The following is a 23,346-nucleotide window of genomic DNA, read 5'->3' as shown; positions in this document are numbered from 1 at the left end:
TTATCCCTTCAATTTATCTATTTCCTCAACACGTATTGTTCCAGAATTCCTATAGTAAACAACAATTATTGCTAACCCTATTGCAGCCTCAGCTGCAGCAACTGTTAGAATAAATAATGTAAATACTTGCCCAGATAAATCGCCTAAATAGATAGAGAAAGATACCAAATTAATATTAACTGCCAACAATATTAGTTCTATGCTCATTAAAATTACAATAATATTTTTTCGATTTAAAAAGATTCCTATTATTCCAATACTAAAAATAACAGCACCTAATGTCAGATAATGTCCTAAACCTATCTCAGTCATCTATTTTGACTCCCTTATTAGAAGCAACCTCTAATACTTCTACTCCCTCAGATCTTTCTCTTGAAATTTGTTTTAAATAACTTTGTTTTTTGACTCCTTCTCTTTGTCTAAATGTAAGTACAATTGCTCCTATCATTGCAATAAGCAAAATCATTCCACTTATTTGAAATATATGAATATAATCAGTGTATAGAACTTGTCCTAGAGAATGAGTATTGCTAATTTCATTAGTGACAATACTGCTAGCTTTAAATAAATCAGGTTTATATTTCCAACCACCTATAACAATTATTAGTTCAAAAAAAATAATTGTACTAATCAATAATCCCACAGGTATATGTCCTGAGTTTTCCTCTGAAATAAACCATTGATTTTTTTGTTGAGCAACGTTCAACATCATTACAACAAATAAAAATAATACTGCTACAGCACCAACATAAACAATTAACATTATCATGCCCAAAAATTCAGCACCAATCATAATGAAAAGACAGGATATGCTTATAAAATCAAGAATTAAAAAAAAGACAGAATGAACTGTGTTTTTAGAAACTGTTACCATAATTGCAGAAACAACAGCAATTATTGAGAATACATAAAAAAATATTGCGTGTGCTATCATAAATTATCTATATGGATTATCAGTTTTAATATTTGCGGCTAAAATATTTTCCCACCTGTCTCCATTATCAAGAAGTTTTTCTTTTGTATAATAAAGTTCTTCACGAGTCTCTGTAGAAAATTCAAAATTAGGTCCTTGCACTATTGCATCTACAGGACAAGACTCTTCGCATAAACCACAATAAATACATTTCATCATGTCTATATCGTAACGAGTGGTTTTTCTACTTCCATCAGATCTTTGTGCTGACTCAATTGTAATTGCTTGCGCTGGACAAACAGCTTCACATAATTTACAAGCTATACATCTTTCCTCTCCATTTGGATATCTTCTAAGCGCATGTTCTCCTCTAAATCTTGGACTTATTTTACCTTTTTCAAACGGATAATTTATTGTTTTTTTTGATTTAAATAACTCTTTTATTGCAATAAAAAGTCCTGCTATGAAGTCTGTCATCAATATAGTTTTAAGAAATCTAGTAATTTTCATTTAAATTGTTGGTAAGAGGTTAAAATAAAAAAGATAACTTGCTGTCAAAACAACATAAGTTAAAGATAATGGTAAAAATATTTTCCAACCTAATCTCATTAGCTGATCATATCTATACCTTGGAACAATCGCCTTAACTAAGGCAAAAAGAATAAACAATAATAAAATTTTAATAATTAACCAAAGTGCACCTGGTATTAAATTAAAAGGATAAAGATCGATTGGTGATAACCAACCACCTAGAAAAAGTATTGAACCAAGGGCGCACATTAGTAAAATATTTGCATATTCTCCTAACCAAAACATTGCATACATCATTCCTGAATATTCTGTTTGATAACCTGCTACAAGTTCAGCTTCAGCTTCAGGTAAATCAAAAGGTGGTCTATTTGTTTCGGCTAATGCAGATATAAAAAAAATTACAAACATTGGAAATAATGGTATTACAAACCACATATTTCTTTGAGCAATTACAATATCATTTAAATTTAATGATCCCACACATAACAAAACATTAATAATGATAATTCCAATTGAAACCTCATAAGATACCATTTGTGCTGCTGATCTAATTGATCCTAGAAAAGGATATTTTGAATTCGATGCCCATCCACCCATGATTATTCCATAAACTCCTAGTGATGAAACTGCAAAAATATATAATATTCCAACATTAATATCAGCTAGTACTTGATCAACACCAAAGGGAATTACTGCCCAAGCTACTAGAGCTAATGTCATAGTGATAATTGGCGCGAGAATAAAAATTATTTTATTTGAACTAGCAGGAATAATTATTTCTTTAAAAATATATTTAAGTGCATCCGCAAGGGATTGTAATAACCCAAATGGGCCAACAACATTTGGACCTTGTCTTTTTTGAACAAAAGCCCAAACTCTACGATCCAACCAAACAATCATTGCAACAGAAACTAAAACAGGAACGAGTAAAAATAAAATCTTGTATGTTTCTTGAAAAATAATATTTAAATATTCCATTAGTTAACCTTCTGTACCAGTTTTTTTAAAATTTATTTTTGAGTTGTTACATTCAACCATAGTTTTTGATGAACGAGCAACTACATTAGAAAAATAATAATCTCTAAATTTTACAATCAAGTGTTCATTTTCAAAATCATTTTGCTCTATCTTGTTTGTTAAATTGGGTATATTTTTTTCTTTTTTAAGTTTCAAATAATTAAACATACTACTTTCAAGTTCATCTTTATCATTAAAAAGTTTTCTATTATTCATTACTTCAGCAAGATCATTTATTATTTGCCAATCTTCTTTTGCATCACCTGGGGGATATGATGCCTTGTAAGCTTTTTGAATTTTACCCTCTAAATTCGTATAATGTCCAGACTGTTCAGTAAATGCAGCACCTGGTAGAATTAGGTCTGCAATCTCTGCTCCTTTATCTCCATGACTTCCTTGATAGATTACAAATTCATTTTTTTTTTTAAAATTCAAATTATCTTGTCCAAGTAAATAAACAATTTCAAATTTATTTTCTTTTAAATCATCTATGAGTTTATTATCTGAATCAATTATATCTAAATCATAACTTCCAACAGTTGCTGCATCTACAGATAAAACATTTACTGGATTCCAATCATCTGTTATTTTGTTATTTTTAAATAAAAAATCTTTAAATAAATTAAATAAATATTTTGCTGATTTAATATTAAAAAAGGATTCACCGAATATAACCATGGGTTTTTTGGAGTCTATGATTAATTTTGAAATATCATTTGTATTTTCAGCAATATTCTTAATGGTTTGTGTTTTTCCATCCAAACTTTCATAATTATAAGTTAAGTCTCCAACGTTGTTTAATGAAATTATTTTTGTGTTATTATTCACATAAGCTTTTCGAATTCTTGCATTAACCATTGTTGCTTCATATCTTGGATTTGCTCCTATTAATAAAATTAAATCAGATTCTTCGATTCCATTTATTGAAGAATTAAATAGATAATTTTCACGTAATTCACTGTTAATAAAATTTTTAACTGCTCTAGATTCATATTTTTTTGTATCAATTGTTCTCTCTAAAAATTCTTTAAAAATAAAACTTGCCTCCATATTTATGAGATCTCCAACAAAACCACATATTTTTTCTTTATTTGTATTTTCTATTTTTGACTTAATAATTTTGTAAACTTCATCCCATGAAGCTTTTTCAAATTTATTATTATATTTTACATATGGTGTGTCTAATCTTTGGTTTAATAAGCCATCACATGCATATCGTGTTTTGTCAGAAATCCATTCTTCATTAATATCTTCATTAATAATTGGCAAAATTCTCTTTACCTCCCAATCGTATGTGTCTACCCTAATGTTTGATCCAACTGCATCCATTACATCTATGGTTTCTGTTTTTTTTAACTCCCAAGGTCTAGCTTCAAAAACATAAGGTTTTGAAGTTAGGGCTCCAACTGGACAAAGATCAATAACATTTCCTGACAATTCGGATTGTACAGATTGTTCAAGATATGTAGTAATTTGCATGTCTTCACCTCTTCCAATAGCACCTAACTCAGGAACACCTGCAACCTCTGTAGCGAATCTTACACATCTTGTGCAATGAATACATCTTGTCATTTGAGTTTTGATCAAAGGACCCATATTCTTATCAGGCACTGCTCTTTTATTTTCTTTAAATCTTGATTTATCTATTCCATAAAACATTGACTGATCTTGAAGATCACATTCACCTCCTTGGTCACAAACAGGACAATCCAATGGGTGATTTGCTAATAAAAATTCCATAACACCTTTTCTAGATTTTTCTATTTTTGGAGTATTTGTTTTTATAACCATTCCATCTGCGGCAGGCATTGCACATGAGGCAATTGGTTTGGGAGATTTTTCCATTTCTACTAGACACATTCTACAATTACCAGCTATGGATAACTTTTCATGATAACAAAACCTTGGTATTTCAGCTCCTGCTTTTTCACAAGCTTGAAGAACTGTTAGTCCTTCTTCAACTTCAACGTCGATATCATTTACTTTTAATTTAAGCATTTTTATCTAGTAAGTGCTGATCCACTAAATAGGGAATATTTTTATTCTCTTTTACGATTGGATCAAATTTATTTCTTCTTTTAATTTCATCTTTAAAATGTCTTAATAAACCCTGAACTGGCCAGGATGATCCCTCACCAAAAGCACAAATAGTATGACCTTCAATTTGTTTTGTTACATCACCCAACATTTCAACTTCATCTTGTGACGCCTCACCTTTTGCCATTCTTTCAAGCATTCTCCACATCCATCCTGAACCTTCTCTACAAGGAGTACATTGTCCACAACTCTCATGTTTATAAAACCTTGCAATTCTAGCCATACATTTAATAATATCTTGATCTTTATTAATGACGACTACCCCAGCTGTTCCTAATCCACTTTTTTCAGCTATTAAAGAGTCAAAATCCATTGTTAAAGTTTCACATTTTTCTTTTGGGATTAATGGCATTGACGATCCACCAGGTATAACTGCTTGTAAATTGTCCCATCCACCAATAACTCCTCCAGCGTGGAATTCTATTAACTCTTTTAAAGGTATATTCATTTCTTCTTCAACATTACATGGATTATTTACATTGCCAGAAATACAAAAAATTTTTGTACCAGTATTTTTTTCTCTACCTAAAGAAGCAAACCATTTACCACCTCTTCTAAGAATTGTTGGAACTACAGCTATAGTTTCAACATTGTTAATTATTGTAGGACATCCATAAAGACCTATTAATGCCGGAAAAGGTGGTTTTAATCTTGGTTGACCTTTTTTTCCTTCTATACTTTCAAGTAAAGCTGTTTCTTCACCGCAAATATAAGCCCCTGCTCCATAATGGATATAAATATCTAAATCCCAACCAGTTCCGGCTGCGTTTTTACCAATCAATTTTTTTTCATAAGCCTCATCAATTGCAGCTTGAAGTTTTTGTCCATCAACAAAATATTCACCTCTTATATAAATATAACAAACGTGTGCTTGAATAGCATAAGAAGCTATCAAACATCCTTCGATTAATTTATGTGGTTCAAATCTTAATATATCTCTATCTTTACATGTTCCTGGTTCTGACTCATCTCCATTTATCACTAAGTAATGAGGTCTAGATCCAATTTCTTTAGGTGCAAAAGACCATTTTAAACCTGTTGGAAATCCTGCTCCACCCCTACCCCTCAGTTGTGAGTCTTTAATTTCATTAATGATCCAATCTCTACCTTTGTCAGTGATGTTTTTAGTATTTACCCAATCGCCTCTTTTTTGAGACGAAGCTACATCTGATCCTAGGTCGTTATATAAGTTTTTAAATATTCTATCTTGATCTTTAAGCATTTTTTACATCCAAAAGCGTTTTTCGATTATTTTCAGGTTCATTATTTTTTCTTCCTCTGTAAGAACCTGGTTTAGGTGTTTCACCTTTTAAAATTTTATCTAAAATTTTTAAAGTTTTTTCTTTGTCTAAATCCTCATAATAATCATCATTAATTTGCATCATAGGAGCATTTACACAAGCTCCTAAACACTCAACTTCCATCCATGAGCAACTTTTATCAATATTTAGTTCAGTTTCATTTTCTGAAATCTTTTCCTTACATGCTTCAACCAATTTGTTAGCACCTCTAATCATACATGGTGTTGTAGTGCAAACTTGTACAAAATATTTTCCAACAGGGGACAAATTATACATTGTATAAAATGTGGCAACTTCATAAACCTTTATGTAAGGCATATCTAAAAACTTTGCGATATACTTCATTGCTGCAAGAGGTATCCAATTATTATTTTGTCTTTGAGCTATATAAAGCAATGCCATTACTGCACTTTGTTGTTTACCTTCGGGATATTTGGCAACAATATTTTTAGCTGCCTCTAATGAAGATGAATTAAACTCAAAGTTTTCTGGTTGGTCTTTTGCTGGTCTTCTTAAACTCATCTATCAACCTCCCCAAAAACTATATCTAAAGAGCCAAGGACTGCAGGAACGTCTGCAAGCATATGACCTTTGATTAAATAATCCATAGATTGTAAATGAGAGAAACCTGGCGCCCTAATTTTACATTTATAAGGTTTACTTGAACCATCAGAAATCAAATATACACCAAACTCACCTTTTGGAGCCTCTACTGCTGTATATATTTCATCTTTAGGAACACGGTATCCTTCAGTGAATAATTTAAAATGATGTATCAAAGCTTCCATTGATTGTTTTATATCTTTTTTTGGTGGTGGAGATATTTTTCCATCAAAAGTTTTTATTGGACCTTTTTCCATTTTTGCTAGGCATTGTTTGATAATCGAAACACTTTCTTTCATTTCTTCAATTCTACATAAATATCTATCATAGCAATCACCATTTTTGCCTACAGGTATTTTGAATTCTAATTGATCGTAACAATCATAAGGTTGTGATTTTCTTAAATCCCAAGGAACACCAGAGCCTCTAATCATCACTCCACTGAAAGAATAATCTAGGGCATCCTCTTTTGAAACAATACCAATATCAACATTTCTTTGTTTAAATATTCTATTGTCAGTCAATAAATTTTCTAAATCATTTATTATTTTTGGAAAAGTTTCACAAAATTTTCCAATATCTGTTTCTAAACCTGCTGGTAAATCTTGATGAACACCACCAGCTCTAAAATAATTTGCATGTAGTCTTGATCCTGACGCTCTTTCATAAAAGGTCATTAATGTTTCTCTTTCCTCAAATCCCCACAAAGAAGGTGTTAAAGCTCCAACATCCAAAGCTTGTGTTGTTACATTAAGAATATGACTTAAGATTCTGCCAATTTCACAAAACATAACTCTGATATATTGTGCTCTAATTGGGACATCTATCTCTAGTATTTTTTCTATAGCTAAAGCAAAAGCATGTTCTTGATTCATTGGAGCCACATAATCAAGACGATCAAAATAAGGAACTGCTTGCATATATGTTTTGTTTTCAATGAGTTTTTCTGTTCCTCGATGTAACAAACCAATATGTGGATCTGCTTTTTCAACAACTTCACCATCTAACTCCAATATAAGTCTTAAAACTCCATGAGCAGCAGGGTGCTGTGGTCCAAAATTTAAATTTAAATTCTTAATTTTTTTTGTCATTATTTTCTGATTGTTCTTTAATATATTTTGTTCCTTCCCAAGGACTTTCGTAATCAAAATTTCTATAATTTTGTTCTAATTTTACTGGTTCGTTGACAACTTTTTTTTGTTCTTCACTATATCTGACTTCAGTGTGTCCAGTTAAAGGAAAATCTTTTCTCAATGGATGGCCTTCAAAACCATAATCTGTAAGAATTCTTCTTAAATCTGGATGGTCTTTAAAATTCACTCCATACATATCAAAGACTTCTCTTTCCATCCAATTGGCAGAGGGAAAAATTGATGTAAGAGATGAAATAACTTCATTTTCATTTATTTTATAACTCAAGATCATTCTTTGATTAAATTCATGACTTAGAAATAAATAAACAATTTTAAAACGTTGTGTTTCCTCAGGATAATCTACAACAGTTATATCAATTAGCTGTCTAAATTTTGTATCTTTATTTGTTTTAATAAACAAAGTTACATCAATTAAATCTTCTTTATCAATTTCTACATAAATTTGATTATGTTTAATTAAAGTATTATTTATTTTAGTACCAAGTTCAGAATTAATTTTCTTCTCTAGATCGATTAAATTTTTCATCTTATCTATTTAGTGATCCTTTATTTCTAATCTTTTTTTGTAGTTGCATTATCCCATATAGTAGCGCTTCTGCTGACGGCGGACATCCAGGTACATAAATATCTACAGGTACTATACGATCACAACCTCTTACAACTGAGTAAGAATAATGATAATAGCCACCACCATTTGCACAACTACCCATTGAAATAACATATCTTGGTTCTGGCATCTGGTCATAAACCTTTCTTAAAGCGGGTGCCATTTTATTAGTTAAGGTGCCTGCAACAATCATTACATCAGATTGTCTTGGTGATCCTCTAGGTGCAGCTCCAAATCTTTCAAGATCATATCTTGGCATTGCAGTTTGCATCATTTCAACTGCACAGCACGCAAGTCCAAAAGTCATCCAATGTAAGGATCCCGATCTAGACCAGTTTATTAAATTATCTAAAGAGGTAGTTATAAAACCATTTTTACTAAAGTCCTCAGCTAATTGTTTAAACTCCTCAGGAACTTGATCTAATTTATTATTCATTGAATTTTTTATTCCCAATCTAAAGCACCTTTTTTCCATTCATAAATAAATCCTACAGTGAGTATGAATAAAAAAATCATCATTGATATAAAACCTAAAATTCCAATTTTTCCTAATGAAACTGCCCAAGGAAATAAAAATGCTATTTCAAGATCAAATATAATAAACAATATTGCTACTAAATAAAATCTAACATCAAATTCCATTCTGGAGTCCTCAAAAGGTTCAAATCCACATTCATATGCGGATAATTTTTCAGGATCTGGATTTTTTGGGGATAAAATAAAGTTAATTAAAATAAACGCACAACTTAAACCTAAAGCAATAATAAGGAATAAAATTATAGGTAAATACTCTTTTAAAAAATCAGCTGTCATGCTGGAATATATATCATTTTTTCTAGCATGATGAAGTGTAGATAAGTCACATTATTCGAAATATACAGTAGAATTGATAATAATTATCATCATTAAATTAGAAGTTTTTGATTAATTTTCTAAGTGGCGGGAGTGAAGGGACTCGAACCCTCGACCTATCGCGTGACAGGCGATCGCTCTAACCAACTGAGCTACACCCCCACTTCAAAACTTTTTGGTGGGCAGTAAAGGACTCGAACCTTTGACCCCCTCGGTGTAAACGAGATGCTCTACCAACTGAGCTAACCGCCCCAAAAAGATGTTTACTAATACATCAACGTTTAGATAATGTAAATTGATTATTATTGAATACTAGCTTGAGATTTATCGTCATTTTTAGACATGTCGACCTCAACCCATTCTGTCTTTTTAAGTTCTTTTGTTAATGCAATTTTTAAAACTTCATCAGCATATTCAACTGGTGTAATTTTAATTTCGTCAATTATTTTTTTTGGCATATCAACTAAATCTTTTTCATTTTCTTTAGGAATTAAAACTTCTTTTATTCCAGCTCTATGAGCTGCAATCAATTTTTCTTTTAAACCTCCAATTGGAAGTACTTGTCCAGTTAAAGTAACTTCTCCAGTCATCGCAACATCTCGTTTTACAGGGATATTGGTAATTGATGAAACAATTGAAGTTACCATACCTATTCCCGCTGAAGGGCCATCTTTTGGTGTTGCTCCTTCAGGGACGTGAATGTGAAAATCTTTTTTTTCAAATAATGGCGGAATTATTCCATATTCTAAACACTTAGATCTAACAAAAGATTTAGCAGCTTTAACAGACTCCTGCATCACATCACCAAGTTTTCCAGTAATTTGCATTCTTCCTTTTCCTGGCATTGTAGCAGTTTCAATTTTTAAAATTTCTCCGCCATATTCAGTCCAAGCAAGACCTGTCACTATTCCTATTCTGTTTTCTGTTTCAAGTTCGCCAGACTTAAATTTTGGAACTCCTAAAAAATCAGATAAATTTTCTTTATTGATCTTAACTTCCATTTCTTCACCTGAAACAACCTTTTTTACAACTTTTCTAGCAACTTTTGAAATTTCTCTTTCTAAATTTCTTACTCCTGACTCTTTTGTGTAACTTCTAATAATTTCCTGAATAATATCATCATGTAAATTCATTTCATTTTCTTTTACACCATTATCTTTTATTTGTTTGGGTAACAAATATTTATTAGCAATGTTTATTTTTTCATCCTCGGTATAGCCAGCCAATCTAATGACTTCCATTCTGTCTAGTAAAGGTGGAAGAATATTTAATGTATTAGCTGTAGTAACAAACATAACGTCAGACAAATCATAATCAACTTCAAGATAGTGATCATTAAAAGTTGTGTTTTGTTCTGGATCCAATGCTTCTAATAGTGCTGATGATGGATCTCCTCGATAATCATTTCCAATTTTGTCAATTTCATCTAACAATATAAGTGGATTTTTTGTGCCAGCTTTTTTCATCATTTGAATTATTTTGCCTGGCAAAGATCCGATATAAGTTCTTCTATGTCCTCTGATTTCTGCTTCATCTCTCATACCACCAACTGACATTCTAACAAATTCTCTATTAGTGGCTTTTGCAATTGATTTTCCTAAAGATGTTTTCCCAACTCCTGGGGGACCAACTAAACATAAAATTGGACCTTTAATTTTTTCCATTCTCTTTTGAACTGCAAGAAATTCAATTATTCTCTCTTTAACTTTCTCTAAACCAAAATGATCTTTATCAAGTACCTCTAAAGCTTTTTTTAAATCAATATCAACTGCACTCTTTTTGTGCCATGGAAGCTCTGTCATCCAATCTAAGTAATTTCTAACAACTGTTGCTTCAGCAGACATTGGACTCATGTTTTTTAATTTTTTTAATTCTTGTAAACATTTTTTCTCTACTTCTTTTGGCATTTTAGCTTTTAATATAGCTTTATTTAAACTAGTGCTTTCATCTTTGCCATCCTCAATTTCTCCTAACTCTTTTTGAATAGCTTTTAATTGTTCATTTAAATAGTATTCTCTTTGAGTTTTCTCCATTTGTGTTTTAACTCTACCCCTAATTCTTTTTTCAACTCCAATTATACTTGTTTCATTTTCCATTATTTTGATAATTGCATTTAATCTTTTCTTTACATCTACCGTTTCAAAAATCTGTTGTTTTTCTGAAATTGTTGCAGTTATGTGTGACGCAATATTATCTGCAATTTGAGAAGGATCTTTTAATTCTTTAATTGAACTAATAGTTTCGTTTGAAATTTTTTTGTTAATCGATGTAAGTTTTTCTAATCTTCTGACTGCAGTTACAGCAAGAGGGTATAAATCCTCATTTTTGGCAACTTCATCATTATAAGGTGTAAAATCACACATTATAAATTTGTCATTATCTTTAAAATCTAAAATTTTTACTCTTTTAATACCTTCAACTAAAACTTTAACAGTGCCATCAGGTAATTTCAAAAGCTGAAGTATGCTACCTTCGCAACCATACATGAAAATGTCTGTCTTTTTTGGATCATCAATCTCAGAATTTTTTTGCGTGACTAAGATAATTTTTTTATCTTTCTTCATCACCTCGTTTAAAGCTGAAATTGATTTATCCCTCCCTACAAAAAGTGGAATAACCATACTTGGAAAAACCACAATATCTCTTAGTGGAAGTAAAGGTAAAGAAATTTTGACGTCCATAGGTTAGAATATGGATATTATAATTTATATTGCAATACCTTTTTCTGGTTTATTAAGGATATTAAGCCGCTGTTGTCTTGTTCGGTTTGGACTTATTGTCCGTTTTTGAGTGAACTATTATTGGCTGAGAATGCCCTTTTACCGAAGATGCATCTACAATGACTTCTTCAATATTTTCTTGGCTAGGTAAATCATACATAGTTTTAAGTAAAATATTTTCTAAAATTGACCTCAAGCCTCTGGCACCTGTTTTTTTTCTAATTGCTTTTTGAGCAATCTCTTTTAAAGCGTTTTCTTTAAAAGTTAATTTAGCACCATCTAATTTAAATAATTCTTGGTATTGTTTAGTTAGAGAATTTTTTGGTTCTTGTAGTATTTTTATTAAAGATTTTTCATCTAAATCCTCTAATGTAGCTATCATTGGTAATCTCCCAATAAATTCTGGTATCAAACCATATCTCAACAAATCTTCTGGCTCTAAACCTTTCATCCATTCGCCGGTTTTTTTATCTTGTGTGTTTTTAACATCAGCGCCAAACCCAATAGATGTGCCTTTGTCTCTTTGTGATATAATTTTATCTAGACCAGCAAAAGCTCCTCCACAAATAAATAAAATATTTGTAGTATCAACTTGCAAAAATTCTTGTTGTGGGTGCTTTCTTCCACCTTGAGGAGGCACACTTGCAATTGTACCTTCCATAATTTTTAATAAAGCTTGCTGAACACCCTCACCTGAAACATCTCTAGTAATTGATGGGTTTTCAGATTTTCTACTTATTTTGTCAACTTCATCTATATAAACAATACCTCTTTGTGCTTTTTCAACATTATAATCAGCTGCTTGTAATAATTTTAAAATTATATTTTCAACATCTTCACCAACATAACCAGCTTCTGTTAAAGTAGTTGCGTCTGCCATTGTAAAAGGGACATCTAAAATTCTTGCAAGAGTTTGTGCTAATAATGTTTTTCCACATCCAGTTGGACCAACTAAAAGAATATTTGATTTTGCCAATTCAACATTTTTACTAGTTTTGTTTTCATAATTTAATCTTTTGTAATGATTATGAACTGCAACAGATAAAACTTTTTTGGCATGCGATTGACCAATTACATAATCATCTAAAACTGAGCAAATTTCTTTTGGTGATGGTAAACCATCCTGATGTTTAACAAAAGTGTCCTTGCTTTCTTCTTTAATAATGTCCATGCAAAGTTCAACACATTCATCACAGATAAAAACCGTTGGACCAGCTATAAGCTTCCTAACCTCATGTTGACTCTTTCCACAGAAAGAGCAGTAAAGAATATTTTTATTATTAGTGTTCATAATATTTAAAACGAATCAATTACAATACTTTATTATAAGTGACTCATACTAATCAAGTTTCTAATATGTTAACTTCAATATATTGTGTTTTAAGATCTTTTTTCTACTACTTGATCTATTAGTCCAAAAGATTTTGCGGCATCAGCAGTCATAAAATTATCTCTTTCTAAGGCTGACTTTATTTCATCAACTGATTTACCAGTGTGTTTTGAATAGATTTCATTTAATCGTTTCTTTAATGACAAAACTTCATTTGCATGAATTTCTATATCAGTAGCCTGTCCTTGAAAACCAGCTGATGGTTGATGAACCATTATTCTTGAATTAGGCAATGAAAATCTTTTTCCTTTAGTTCCTGCTGAAAGTAAAAACGAACCCATTGATGCAGCTTGACCAATGCATAAAGTAGAAATATCAGGTTTAACATATTGCATTGTGTCATAAATACCAAGACCAGCTGTAACTAATCCACCTGGGCTATTGATATATAAATAAATTTCTTTTTTTGGATCTTCTGCTTCTAAAAATAAAAGTTGTGCAGTAACTAGAGAAGCTACGTTATCATTAATTTGTCCGGTTAAAAAAATTATTCTCTCTTTTAATAATCTTGAGTATATGTCGTAAGCCCGCTCTCCTTTACTGGATTGCTCAACAACCATTGGTACTAAAGTACTCATAAATTCAGAAATTTTATTTGTCATAAGTTGATTCGTCTTACTTATACAACTTGAGATTACTTTTTGCTAACTTTTTTTGATTTTTTGGCTGGTGATTTGGTTTTAGACGATTTTACTTTAGTTTTATTAGATTCTGATTTTTTTGTCTCAACCTTTTTTTTAGGTTTTTTATCATGATTATGATCATGGTTATGTTCTTGATTTTGAGATTGTTTTAAAATTTTCTCCGCTTCATCTTTGGAAATTTCTTTTTTATTACCTTTTGCTTTTTCTTTAACAAGTTTTAATATTTTTTCTTCATAAACTGTTCCTCTTAAACTTGAAAGAGCTGAAGGATTTTTTTTATAAAAATCCATGACCATTTGTTCTTGGCCTGGCATCATTCTGATTTGCTTTTGAACTTCAGCTTGCAATTCTTGCTCTGTAACTTTTATTTGATTTTGTTCTCCAAATTCATTTAACACCAAACCAACTTTAATTCTTTTTTTTGCAATTTCCTCAAAATTCTTTCTGCTTTTTTTTGCATCTTCATCTGACATGCCTTGTGATAGAATTTTAACCTCTTCATCAATTAAGTTTTCTGGTATTTCAGATATTTTAAATTTTTCAATTTCTTTTAAGATTTGGTTTTTAGAGAGTCGATCTAATGAATTTTTATATTCATCATTTATTTGTTTTGATATTAATGATTTTAAATCTTTTAAGTCTTTAGCACCAAGATTTTTTGCAAAATCATCATCGATTTTTGTTTCTTCAGGATTTTTAATTGTCAAAATTTTACAATTAAATTTTGCTTTTTTATTTATTAATTCTTTTTCTGGAAAATTTTCAGGTAAAGTTGCTTCAACTAATTTTTCATCACCTTTTTTTACACCTATCAATTGTTTGTCAAAACCTTTTAAAAATAAATCTTTACCTAATGTTAACTGAGTATTTTTTCCTTCTCCACCTTTAAAAGGTTTATCGTCAATAGTTGCATTGTAATCAAAAGATACTAGATCACCCTCTTTTGCTTTAGTGTCTTCTGTTGCTTCTTTAAAGCTTGGTTGATTTTTTGCAATTTCTTTAATTCTTTTTTCTGCTTCATTGTCATCAATTTTTACTGAGTATTCATCAAATTTAATATTTTCAATTGATTTTATTTCAACTTTAGGAAGTTCGGTCACTGAAATTGTATATTCAAGATCTTTATCTTCACCATAAGTTTTAAGATCTAATTTTGGTTGTCCAGCTGGCTTGATTTTATTTTCTTGTAAAGCTTTAGTCGTTGAGTCTTTCAAAACTTTATCTAGCACCTCACTAAAAACAGCTTTACCAAATTGTCTTTTTAAAATTTCTTTAGGGACCTTTCCTGGTCTAAAACCTTTTAGATTTACTGTGCCTTTGATCTCTTCATATTTTTCATCCATATATGAATTCATAGTTTTTTTATCTATGAATACTTTTAGATCTTTATTGAGACCTTTTTTATTTTCTACAGTAACTTTCATAATATATTTATGGTAGGGCGAAAAGGACTCGAACCTTCACAGATTGCTCTATCGGTTCCTAAGACCGACGCGTCTACCAATTCCGCCATCGCCCCACAAATTCAAAAGGTTTATATATTATTGAAACTATTTGTCCAACGACAATTGTTGCAAATTATATTAATTTTACTCTATATTAATAAATATGATTATTTCACCTTGTATAAGTATTTGTAAAACTGATCCTAAAACTGGCTATTGTTATGGTTGTGGAAGAAATAATGAGGAAAAAAAAATTTGGAAACTTGAGAATACTTCTGATCAATGGAAAAAAGGAAATATTGAAGTTATTAAAAAAAGATTAACAGGTTGGCAACTAGAAAGTTTTGAAGAATCCTATACATATAAAATTGAAAATGGTATTTCTTTATTTAAAAAAAACTTAAAAAATGAGTAAATCAACATTAATAATAATTATATATATTTTAGGACTAGTATTTGGTGCTCTAGTGCTTGATATTTGGAGTGCAGAAACAAGCCCTAAAGCTTTACTCGGGATTGGTTGGACAGCTTTACTTTTAATAGGTTTATTTTTTGCTGAAAAGAATGAAAGAAATTAAATTTATAATTCTTATAATTTTTATCTTTTTACCCTTTCAAAATTTAAAGTCAGAAATAATAATTATGAGCTTATGTGATGATAAGCAGGATGAATTCTTAAAAAATGAATACATTCTCAATCTTAATGAATTAATAATGACCAGAAATTATATCTACAAAGAAAAGACATATCAAAAATACAGGCTCACCGATCTAAGTGTTAAAAAGTCAAATACTTATATTAGAAATATCTATGAGGAAAATGGAAAAATTCTAACTCATAAACATGGATACCCTCAATTTTACACTCAAATTCAATTTGAAAAAGGTAAAAAAGAAGTTTTTATGAAAACTGTTTTGAATGACCAAGAGGGCTTTTCAAAGATTTCAACCTGTAAAAAAATAGAAAAATTTGAAAATGAAAGTTAATTTTTTTTGTTTTTCTTTATAAAGTTTTTATTTTTTTTTCCAAATCGATTATTGGTAATATTACTTCTATGCTTTGCATAAGCTTGTTTTTGTGCTTGCTTCATGGCTCTTTTTGATGACATAATTTTTTAATAATCTATTTCTATATTACCTATCTTTTTAAATTTTGTATCTGCAATTACTATCTCACCTGAGTTTGGTGCATAATCAAGAGCTTCTAAAATCACCACATAATGAGTAACAAAAACTAGATTTTTATTTTTATTCCAACTATCCACGTACTTTTTTAAGTTTTTCATTTGTGATTTTCTATTTTTTTCAAATTTTGCACTATAAAATGAATTTAAAAAATTTTTTGTTTCGAAATTCTTAAATGCAATTGAGGCTGTTTCTTTACATCTACACCATTCACTTGAAATAACTAAATCAATAGGAATTTGATTCCTTTTAAAAAAATTTCCAATTTTATTAGATTGCTCCCTCCCTAAGTCATTAAGATTTCTTTGTTTAGAACAATCATTGATGTCAAAATTATCTGGGTCTCCACCACCAGGAGCATATGCATGTCTTATAAAAATAAGATGACCTCCTGATTTAAGATTATCTATAAGTTCATCATTGGAATCTGCTTTGATTTCAATTGTTAAAGTTATAAATATAATTAATATAAATTTTAATAATTTCATTAATGAACATTAAATTAAAAAAATTAAATAAAACAATAATTAAATGCAAAAAATGTCCTCGATTAACTCAATTTATAAAAAAAATATCTTTAGAAAAAAGAAAAAAAAATATAAATGAAAAATATTGGGGTAAACCCGTTACAGGTTTTGGAGATACTAATGCAAAACTAATGATTATAGGATTGGCACCTGCAGCTCATGGAGGTACGAGAACTGGAAGGGCATTTACTGGAGATAAATCTGGAGATTTTCTTTTTAAAAGTCTTTATAAACTTAAAATATCTAATCAAAATTTTTCTGATAATAAAAATGATGGTCTAATCTTAAAATTTACATACATAACAAATATTTTAAAATGTGTGCCACCAGGAGATAAACCTCTTAATAATGAATTAATTAATTGTTCAACTTATTTTATTAGAGAATTAGATTATCTTAAAAAAGTTAAAGTAATTGTGGCATTAGGAAAAGTTGCTTTTGATAATTGCTTAAAAATCTATAAAAAAAATTTCAATATAAATATGAATTTTAAATTTAAACATGGAAAAAAATACTTATTACCTGATAATAAAATTTTGATACCTTGTTATCATCCAAGTCCAAGAAATGTTAATACAGGAGTTATTACCCCTCAAATGATTAATCTATTATTTAAAAAAGCAAAAAAACTCTCTAAGTTTTAATAGTGTCACAGAAATAAGGTTTAAATTTAGAATATATTTCCTCTGGTATCTTAACTGGTTTGCCTTCATTATTAACAAAAACTAAATGAACTTGCGCCTCAACAATAATTTCATCTTCTCTTGATATTATTTGATTCATAAAAAAAGATGTTTTAGTTATCGATTTAACAAAAGATCTAACTGTCAATTCATCTTCTAGATGAGCTGATTTTTTATACTCAATATTACAAGACTTAACAATTATGAGTAACTTGAACGTATCCAAAATTTTTTTATTACTATAATTAATTGAAAATAAAGCTTCAGTCCTTGCTCTTTCTAAATATTTTAAATAATTGGCGTAATAAACTACTCCACCAGAATCTGTATCTTCATAATATACTTTAAGTTTATGAAAAAAGTTATCATGCATAAGTAAATTATATCAAATAATTAATTATTTTACAGAATCTAAGGTATAAAGATTTTTATGAATATTTTTGTTATTTGGTTGATAATGGTAATTGCTTGGAACTTTGGTTATCCTGAAGCTAGCCCTTTTGAAGATGTTTTGGTTGCTGTAATTTTGGCCCTATTTAATATCTTTTTAAAAAAATACTTAAAACTCTAATTATTTCTCAGAAAAGTAAATATTTTGAAAATAAGCTATAGCTTTCATCTCTGAATTATCAGTATCAGACATAATGGCTAATCCATCTAATTCATTTACGTCAAGATCATGAAATTTTTTGAAGTCCTCTTTTACATTGGCTTTGACTGTGACCCATTCATTTAAATTATCTATAGTAGTTGATAAAACATTATCTATTGATTTTTTAGTGTAAGGACTTGGTGAATTATAACCAATTTCATTATTACTTGAAAAAACATAATTTATCGCTCTATTTGAAAGTGGTGTTGCACCTGTTTTTTTAACTGCAAAAACTCTAGCAGCAAAATCATGTCCTTTTTTGGTATTTTCCTTAATACCTGATAAGTCCTTTTCAATTTTCCATGTAATGTTAATGAAAGGTGTTTTGTTAAGATCAATTTTTACCTCTTTGCCTAATCCTGAAGCAGCATTATCAGCTACAGCTTTTAAAAAATTGCCATTTTCATTTGATCCGACTGTATATACAGTATTGTTGTCAGCCCCTCTTACCTTTCTAACCTCTAATTGAGATAATTCAGTATCAGTAAATTCAAATACTTTTACATCATTTGCATGACTAAAAACAGTCAATGTAAAGATAGTAAGTAGGATTTTAAAAATAAAGTTCATGTAAAATTTTTTAAAAAAATTCTTAATACATTATTTTGACAAAATTTAAACATCCAAAAATCAACTTTTGTATCTAAATCTAAATTATGAAGACAATTTCCATTTTTATACTATTAATTTACTGGTCAATCATGATTTTTGCACCAGTTATGTCTAAAGATGTAAAAATGAGTAGAGCTAAGACAAATAACGCTAAAATAATTGAGCTAAAACCTCGTAGTTAATAAGTTGAACGACCACCACTAATATCAAAAACAGCAGCTGTAGAGAAAGTATTTTCCTCTGAAGAAAGCCAACAAACTAGAGAGGTAAACTCTTCAACTTCTAAAAATCTTCCTCTAGGCACTTTTGACAACATCCTTTGCACATGTTCTTTGGTCATTTGATCTAAAATTCTTGTTTTTGCTCCTGCTGGGGTGACTGCATTTACAGCTATATTCTTATCGGCAAGCTCTTTACCCAAGGATTTTGTTAATCCTATAGCTCCAGCTTTCCCAACACTATAAGCGCTTGCATTTGCATTTCCATCTTTGCCAGCAACTGATGCCACATTAACTATTCTTCCATAATTATTTTTGATCATATTTGGTACAATTGTTCTGCAGCAATTAAAAGTTCCCATTAAATTTATATCAACAACCTTTTTCCACATTTCAAGGTCATATTCCCACAATGTAGCTGTTGGACCAGTGATACCAGCGTTATTTATTAATATGTCAATGTTGTTTTTTTTTGTAATTTCGTTAACGCAGTCCTCAACCTCTTTATAATTTGAAACATCAATAATATTTGAACTTAAATTGGGATTATCCAAATCTTTGTGGGCTTTTTCAATCATTTTAGGATCGATATCCCAGATAATTACTTTTGCTCCAGACTGTAAAAATCTTTTAGCAATATCTAGGCCAAAACCTTGAGCGCCACCTGTGACTACAGCTGTTCTATCCTTAAAATCGAATTCAATTCTATCCATTTAATTACTCTTTAGCTAAAAGATAATAAACAAAATAAGAAACAATAGCCCCAATTATCCAAGAATAAGATTGAAGAAACATTAAATTAGAGTTCCAAATTGTAGAGGCTGAAAAAATAAATCCCAAAAACAAAGCATAAACTCCTTTTAAATGCCAGCCACCTGAATAATAATAGGTGCCATTACTCTCAAGTGAATAAATATCCTTATTATTAATGTTTCCTTTTCTTATCATATAGAAATCAGCAATAATTAAACCAAATAACGGTCCAAAAAAAGCACTGATAGTATCTATATAAGATAATGCTCCAATTTGACTAAAATAAGTTAACCAAAAAATTGATACTAAAAAACCCAAAACAACTATTATAAAGCTAGAACTTTTTAGTGAAAGTGATGAAGGTATAAGATTAATCAATGTGTATTGAGAAGGAATAAAATTTGCGATTAGATTTGTGGATGCAGAAGCGATTACAATAAAAATTAAAGCTAAAATTATAACTAGTAAGTTATCTAATTTCCCAATTATATCATTAGGGTTTGTAAGGATTCTATTTAAATTTTCAGGATCTTGTTTTAGAAAAGCATCTGCTCCAGTCACAATGAATAAAGTAAAAATTGAAAATAGGATTAAATTTAATAATAAACTTAGGTTTCCTTTTTTTAGCTGACTCTCATCCTTTACATAACGAGAAAAATCACCGTAACTTAATATTATTATAGAAAAAAATGTAAATGTTGTTCCTGCAACAGTTATTAATGGAGCAACATTGCTTTTATCTAAAAAATTATTGTAATCTAAAAATGAAACAAAAGCATTCGAAGAAACTTTGACGTCATTAAGTAATACTGAAAAGAAAAAAATAATTATTCCAAAATAAACACTTAATGCTGAAAATTTTATTATCTTTTTATTAAAAAGCATTCCAGAGCTAAATAAAAAGCCCTGAATAACAATTGTTATTACAACAGAAAACCAATCAATAACGTTAAGTCCAAGAAAAAATGTTAAAAAAATTTCTTTATCTAATAAAGATGGATCATAAGTGAATATTCCTATTCTGATTAAATAAACTATAGCTTTTGATAAAAAGTAAGTTTGAACCCCAAATATAAAAATCCCAACTACACTTCTCAACAAACCAAAAAATTTTGCTCCATTGATTCCTAATGAGGATCTTAATAAAACTACAAAAGGTAATCCAAACTTTTGAGAAGGTTTACCAATCCAATTAGAAAAAAAATAAACTAGCAAAGAACCAATTAATGTTCCAAAAAATACAACTAATGAATTCATGTCGTAGATTAAATAAAGAGAGGCAATTAGTGAAAAACCAATTAGGCTTTGAATATTTACTCCCCAAAAACAAAATAAATCTTTCCAGTCCCAATTTTTATCATTTGGATTTACAGATACTAAATCCCAATTTATTAATGTTTTTTTTGATTTTTGCTGACTCACTTAACTAATATAGAACTTAAACTTTCTACTGTCCATATAAGAGAGTTGGTAGCCAAAGTGCAATTTTTGGAAATATAATAATTAAAATCAGACCAATAACTTGTAAGACCATAAATTGCATCATTCCATAATATATATCTTTAAGGTCCCATTCTGGCACAACACCCTTTAAAAAATATGCAGAAAGTGCGACTGGAGGAGAAAGCCAGGCGGTCTGTAAATTCACCGCCACCAATATTGCAAACCAAGTCAAATTAAACCCTAAAGCTTCTACCAAAGGTAAGATTATTGGTACAATAATCATTACGATTGGGACCCACTCCAAAGGCCACCCTAATAAAAATATCATTACCATTATCATTGCAAGGATTAAGTACTTATTCATTTCTAAGCCTAATAAAAATTCTGTTAATAAAGTTGGTGTTCCTAATCTTGCAAAAACAGCACCGAAGAAATTTGAGGCTGCAACTAAAACCATTATCAGAGCAGTAATTTCTAAAGTTTTTACTAACGCTTCCTGTAATTTAGGAAGAGTTAATTTTTTGTAAGCTAATGAAAGAAGCAAAGCACCCATTGCACCACAACCTGCTGCTTCTGTTGGTGTAGCAAATCCAAATAAAATACTTCCAAGTGCAGCAAAGACTAAGGCTGCTGGTGGCACTAACCCTAAGAAAAATTCAACCCAAACATCTTTCATGCTTGCAGCTCTCATTTCCTCTGGAAGAACTGGACCTAATTTTGGATTAATCATACATCTAATTGTTGTGTAACCAGCGTATAAACTTGCTAGGAGAATTCCCGGAAGAATTGCTGCTGCAAATAAATCTATAACTGGAATTTCCATTATTGGACCCATTACAACAAGCATAATACTTGGAGGAATTAATATTCCTAAAGTTCCACCTGCAGTAATTGTTCCTGCAGCAAGTTTGACATCATAACCCGATCTATTCATTGATTTTGCAGCCATAATTCCAAGAATTGTTACAGAAGCACCCACAATTCCTGTTGCTGCAGCAAATATCACTGAAACAAATAAAACTGCATAATATAAAGAACCTTTTACTTTTGCGAGCATCATTTGAAATGCTGAAAATAATCTTTCCATTAATCCAGCTTGTTCCATCATAATTCCCATAAAAACAAAGAGTGGGACGGCGGCGAGTGTTTGCTCCGTCATGACCATAGAAAATTGGAGCGTCATTAAATAGAAAACTAATTTTCCAAATCCAAGATAGCCAAATACAAAACCTAAAAATATTAATGTAAATGAAATTGGAAATCCTACAAAAATCGCAAAAAGCATTACGCCAACAAGAATAAAACCTAGAATTGCTGGGTCTATAAACTCAGCTATCATTTATCTTCTCCTGGCCACTCACCTTTTTTTGCAGCCCAATAACTTTTAAATAATTCAGAAACACCTTGAATAAGCAAAAATATAATACCAATTAATAAACAAGTTTTAATTGGCCACATATATGGCATCCAAGTAGTATCCATTCCTCTTTCACCTCTTTGTATGGACTCACCTACAAAACCAATTGTCATATAAAGAAAAACAATTAATCCGGGGAAGTAAAATAAAAGGTATAACCAAAAATCTATGAGACCTTGGTTTTTAATTTTAAAATTTCTGTATAAAAAATCTGCTCTAATATGTACTCCTCTTGAAAGAGCATAGCCTGCTCCTAACATAAACAATGCACCGTATAAAAAACGACTAATATCATAAGCCCAAATGGTTGGAGCTAAAAAAAGTTTTCTTGCAAGAACTTCATAAGTCATTGCAAAAATTAATGGCATCAATATCCAGCAAACAATATTGCCAATCCATTTACTAAACTTATCAATATTGATGATAGATTTGGCCATCCATGATGGCATGTCTTCAGGCATTTTTCCCGAACCACCTCGCCTTTCGGCAATCATTTCATCTGATATATCAAGTTTACCTGGTTCGTCTGCCATAAAATTCTAGTTAAAAAAATTAGAGCGGACTGTAAAAGTCCGCTCTAAT

28 protein-coding genes and 3 tRNA genes are annotated in these 23,346 nt (G+C 30.1%); 5 read left to right on the top strand and 26 right to left on the bottom strand.

Annotated features, from left to right (window positions below):
• The 18 genes from nuoK to ACTTAV_RS03870 form a co-directional block, all read right to left on the bottom strand.
• The gene (gene nuoK, locus ACTTAV_RS03955; protein WP_440670357.1) at positions 1-312 is read right to left on the bottom strand and encodes an NADH-quinone oxidoreductase subunit NuoK; all 312 of its coding nucleotides are present in this window, start codon (positions 310-312) and stop codon (positions 1-3) included.
• A complete protein-coding gene (locus ACTTAV_RS03950) occupies positions 305-934 on the bottom strand; it encodes an NADH-quinone oxidoreductase subunit J (RefSeq protein WP_440670355.1) in 630 nt (209 codons plus the stop codon). The genes nuoK and ACTTAV_RS03950 overlap by 8 nt, the downstream gene beginning before the upstream one ends.
• 3 nt (positions 935-937) lie before the next feature.
• Complete coding sequence (gene nuoI / locus ACTTAV_RS03945) at positions 938-1,423, bottom strand: NADH-quinone oxidoreductase subunit NuoI (protein WP_440670353.1); 486 nt, start codon at positions 1,421-1,423, stop codon at positions 938-940.
• Positions 1,424-2,422, bottom strand: coding sequence for an NADH-quinone oxidoreductase subunit NuoH (gene nuoH, locus ACTTAV_RS03940; protein WP_440670351.1), 999 nt, complete (start codon positions 2,420-2,422; stop codon positions 1,424-1,426).
• A 3-nt stretch (positions 2,423-2,425) separates the two neighbouring features.
• A complete protein-coding gene (gene nuoG, locus ACTTAV_RS03935) occupies positions 2,426-4,459 on the bottom strand; it encodes an NADH-quinone oxidoreductase subunit NuoG (RefSeq protein ID WP_440670350.1) in 2,034 nt (677 codons plus the stop codon).
• Positions 4,452-5,780, bottom strand: a complete 1,329-nt coding sequence (nuoF, locus tag ACTTAV_RS03930) for an NADH-quinone oxidoreductase subunit NuoF (protein WP_440670348.1) — start codon at positions 5,778-5,780, stop codon at positions 4,452-4,454. The genes nuoG and nuoF overlap by 8 nt, the downstream gene beginning before the upstream one ends.
• A complete protein-coding gene (gene nuoE, locus ACTTAV_RS03925; RefSeq protein ID WP_440670346.1) occupies positions 5,773-6,381 on the bottom strand; it encodes an NADH-quinone oxidoreductase subunit NuoE in 609 nt (202 codons plus the stop codon). The genes nuoF and nuoE overlap by 8 nt, the downstream gene beginning before the upstream one ends.
• Complete coding sequence (locus tag ACTTAV_RS03920; RefSeq protein ID WP_440670345.1) at positions 6,378-7,553, bottom strand: NADH-quinone oxidoreductase subunit D; 1,176 nt, start codon at positions 7,551-7,553, stop codon at positions 6,378-6,380. The genes nuoE and ACTTAV_RS03920 overlap by 4 nt, the downstream gene beginning before the upstream one ends.
• Positions 7,537-8,142, bottom strand: coding sequence for an NADH-quinone oxidoreductase subunit C (locus ACTTAV_RS03915; protein WP_440670343.1), 606 nt, complete (start codon positions 8,140-8,142; stop codon positions 7,537-7,539). The genes ACTTAV_RS03920 and ACTTAV_RS03915 overlap by 17 nt, the downstream gene beginning before the upstream one ends.
• 1 nt (position 8,143) lies before the next feature.
• On the bottom strand, positions 8,144-8,659 hold the full coding sequence (locus ACTTAV_RS03910) for a NuoB/complex I 20 kDa subunit family protein (protein ID WP_440670342.1): 516 nt from the start codon (positions 8,657-8,659) through the stop codon (positions 8,144-8,146).
• A gap of 8 nt (positions 8,660-8,667) precedes the next feature.
• Positions 8,668-9,036: an NADH-quinone oxidoreductase subunit A gene (locus ACTTAV_RS03905; protein ID WP_440670340.1), complete on the bottom strand. Its 369-nt coding sequence runs from the start codon at positions 9,034-9,036 to the stop codon at positions 8,668-8,670.
• A 124-nt stretch (positions 9,037-9,160) separates the two neighbouring features.
• Positions 9,161-9,237, bottom strand: a tRNA-Asp gene (locus ACTTAV_RS03900).
• 14 nt (positions 9,238-9,251) lie between these two features.
• Positions 9,252-9,327: transfer RNA gene (locus ACTTAV_RS03895), tRNA-Val, on the bottom strand.
• Positions 9,328-9,377: 50 nt separating this feature from the next.
• Positions 9,378-11,756, bottom strand: coding sequence for an endopeptidase La (lon, locus tag ACTTAV_RS03890; protein WP_440670339.1), 2,379 nt, complete (start codon positions 11,754-11,756; stop codon positions 9,378-9,380).
• 61 nt (positions 11,757-11,817) lie between these two features.
• On the bottom strand, positions 11,818-13,086 hold the full coding sequence (clpX, locus tag ACTTAV_RS03885) for an ATP-dependent Clp protease ATP-binding subunit ClpX (protein WP_440670337.1): 1,269 nt from the start codon (positions 13,084-13,086) through the stop codon (positions 11,818-11,820).
• Between the two features lie 89 nt (positions 13,087-13,175).
• Entirely contained in the window at positions 13,176-13,787 is a 612-nt protein-coding gene (gene clpP, locus ACTTAV_RS03880) for an ATP-dependent Clp endopeptidase proteolytic subunit ClpP (RefSeq protein WP_440670335.1), read from the bottom strand.
• Positions 13,788-13,819: 32 nt separating this feature from the next.
• Positions 13,820-15,253 carry a trigger factor gene (gene tig / locus ACTTAV_RS03875; RefSeq protein WP_440670333.1) on the bottom strand — a complete coding sequence of 478 codons (1,434 nt, stop codon included), beginning with the start codon at positions 15,251-15,253 and terminating at the stop codon, positions 13,820-13,822.
• Between the two features lie 10 nt (positions 15,254-15,263).
• Positions 15,264-15,348 (bottom strand) — tRNA-Leu (locus ACTTAV_RS03870).
• Between the two features lie 89 nt (positions 15,349-15,437).
• On the opposite strand from ACTTAV_RS03870, the gene ACTTAV_RS03865 reads away from it, so the two are divergent.
• Genes ACTTAV_RS03865 through ACTTAV_RS03855 form a run of 3 tightly spaced genes read left to right on the top strand, consistent with a single transcriptional unit; the run spans position 15,438 to position 16,261 of the window.
• The gene (locus ACTTAV_RS03865; protein ID WP_440670331.1) at positions 15,438-15,689 is read left to right on the top strand and encodes a DUF1289 domain-containing protein; all 252 of its coding nucleotides are present in this window, start codon (positions 15,438-15,440) and stop codon (positions 15,687-15,689) included.
• Positions 15,682-15,852, top strand: coding sequence for a hypothetical protein (locus ACTTAV_RS03860; protein ID WP_440670329.1), 171 nt, complete (start codon positions 15,682-15,684; stop codon positions 15,850-15,852). Before ACTTAV_RS03865 ends, ACTTAV_RS03860 begins: the two co-directional genes overlap by 8 nt.
• Entirely contained in the window at positions 15,839-16,261 is a 423-nt protein-coding gene (locus ACTTAV_RS03855; protein ID WP_440670327.1) for a hypothetical protein, read from the top strand. Before ACTTAV_RS03860 ends, ACTTAV_RS03855 begins: the two co-directional genes overlap by 14 nt.
• On the opposite strand, the gene ACTTAV_RS03850 is transcribed toward ACTTAV_RS03855, so the two are convergent.
• Both ACTTAV_RS03850 and ACTTAV_RS03845 read right to left on the bottom strand, forming a co-directional pair.
• Positions 16,258-16,383 carry a hypothetical protein gene (locus ACTTAV_RS03850; RefSeq protein WP_440670325.1) on the bottom strand — a complete coding sequence of 42 codons (126 nt, stop codon included), beginning with the start codon at positions 16,381-16,383 and terminating at the stop codon, positions 16,258-16,260. The two genes, ACTTAV_RS03855 and ACTTAV_RS03850, sit on opposite strands and share 4 nt — an antisense overlap.
• 6 nt (positions 16,384-16,389) lie before the next feature.
• The gene (locus ACTTAV_RS03845; protein WP_440670323.1) at positions 16,390-16,947 is read right to left on the bottom strand and encodes a histidine phosphatase family protein; all 558 of its coding nucleotides are present in this window, start codon (positions 16,945-16,947) and stop codon (positions 16,390-16,392) included.
• A gap of 2 nt (positions 16,948-16,949) precedes the next feature.
• On the opposite strand from ACTTAV_RS03845, the gene ACTTAV_RS03840 reads away from it, so the two are divergent.
• Positions 16,950-17,630: a uracil-DNA glycosylase gene (locus ACTTAV_RS03840; RefSeq protein WP_440670321.1), complete on the top strand. Its 681-nt coding sequence runs from the start codon at positions 16,950-16,952 to the stop codon at positions 17,628-17,630.
• Here ACTTAV_RS03840 and ACTTAV_RS03835 read toward each other — a convergent pair.
• Positions 17,620-18,042 carry a YbgC/FadM family acyl-CoA thioesterase gene (locus tag ACTTAV_RS03835; protein WP_440670320.1) on the bottom strand — a complete coding sequence of 141 codons (423 nt, stop codon included), beginning with the start codon at positions 18,040-18,042 and terminating at the stop codon, positions 17,620-17,622. The two genes, ACTTAV_RS03840 and ACTTAV_RS03835, sit on opposite strands and share 11 nt — an antisense overlap.
• 57 nt (positions 18,043-18,099) lie before the next feature.
• Between ACTTAV_RS03835 and ACTTAV_RS03830 the strand changes: the two genes are divergently transcribed.
• Entirely contained in the window at positions 18,100-18,240 is a 141-nt protein-coding gene (locus tag ACTTAV_RS03830; protein WP_440670318.1) for a hypothetical protein, read from the top strand.
• Here the strand turns inward: ACTTAV_RS03830 and ACTTAV_RS03825 are convergent, their stop codons facing one another.
• The 5 genes from ACTTAV_RS03825 to ACTTAV_RS03805 all read right to left on the bottom strand — a co-directional run bounded on the left by ACTTAV_RS03825 (position 18,241) and on the right by ACTTAV_RS03805 (position 23,297).
• The gene (locus ACTTAV_RS03825) at positions 18,241-18,891 is read right to left on the bottom strand and encodes a DUF3047 domain-containing protein (protein ID WP_440670317.1); all 651 of its coding nucleotides are present in this window, start codon (positions 18,889-18,891) and stop codon (positions 18,241-18,243) included.
• A gap of 220 nt (positions 18,892-19,111) precedes the next feature.
• A complete protein-coding gene (locus tag ACTTAV_RS03820; RefSeq protein WP_440670316.1) occupies positions 19,112-19,864 on the bottom strand; it encodes an SDR family NAD(P)-dependent oxidoreductase in 753 nt (250 codons plus the stop codon).
• Positions 19,865-19,868: 4 nt separating this feature from the next.
• On the bottom strand, positions 19,869-21,326 hold the full coding sequence (locus tag ACTTAV_RS03815; protein WP_440670315.1) for a cytosine permease: 1,458 nt from the start codon (positions 21,324-21,326) through the stop codon (positions 19,869-19,871).
• 25 nt (positions 21,327-21,351) lie between these two features.
• The gene (locus ACTTAV_RS03810) at positions 21,352-22,686 is read right to left on the bottom strand and encodes a TRAP transporter large permease (protein ID WP_440670313.1); all 1,335 of its coding nucleotides are present in this window, start codon (positions 22,684-22,686) and stop codon (positions 21,352-21,354) included.
• Complete coding sequence (locus ACTTAV_RS03805; protein ID WP_440670311.1) at positions 22,683-23,297, bottom strand: TRAP transporter small permease subunit; 615 nt, start codon at positions 23,295-23,297, stop codon at positions 22,683-22,685. The genes ACTTAV_RS03810 and ACTTAV_RS03805 overlap by 4 nt, the downstream gene beginning before the upstream one ends.
• Positions 23,298-23,346 lie beyond the last annotated feature (49 nt).

Source organism: Candidatus Pelagibacter sp. HIMB1483, from assembly GCF_052048135.1.
In the GTDB taxonomy this organism is placed as follows: domain Bacteria; phylum Pseudomonadota; class Alphaproteobacteria; order Pelagibacterales; family Pelagibacteraceae; genus Pelagibacter.
The sequence above is the reverse complement of the archived record's forward strand: the minus strand, read 5'-3'. Positions and strand labels throughout refer to the sequence as shown.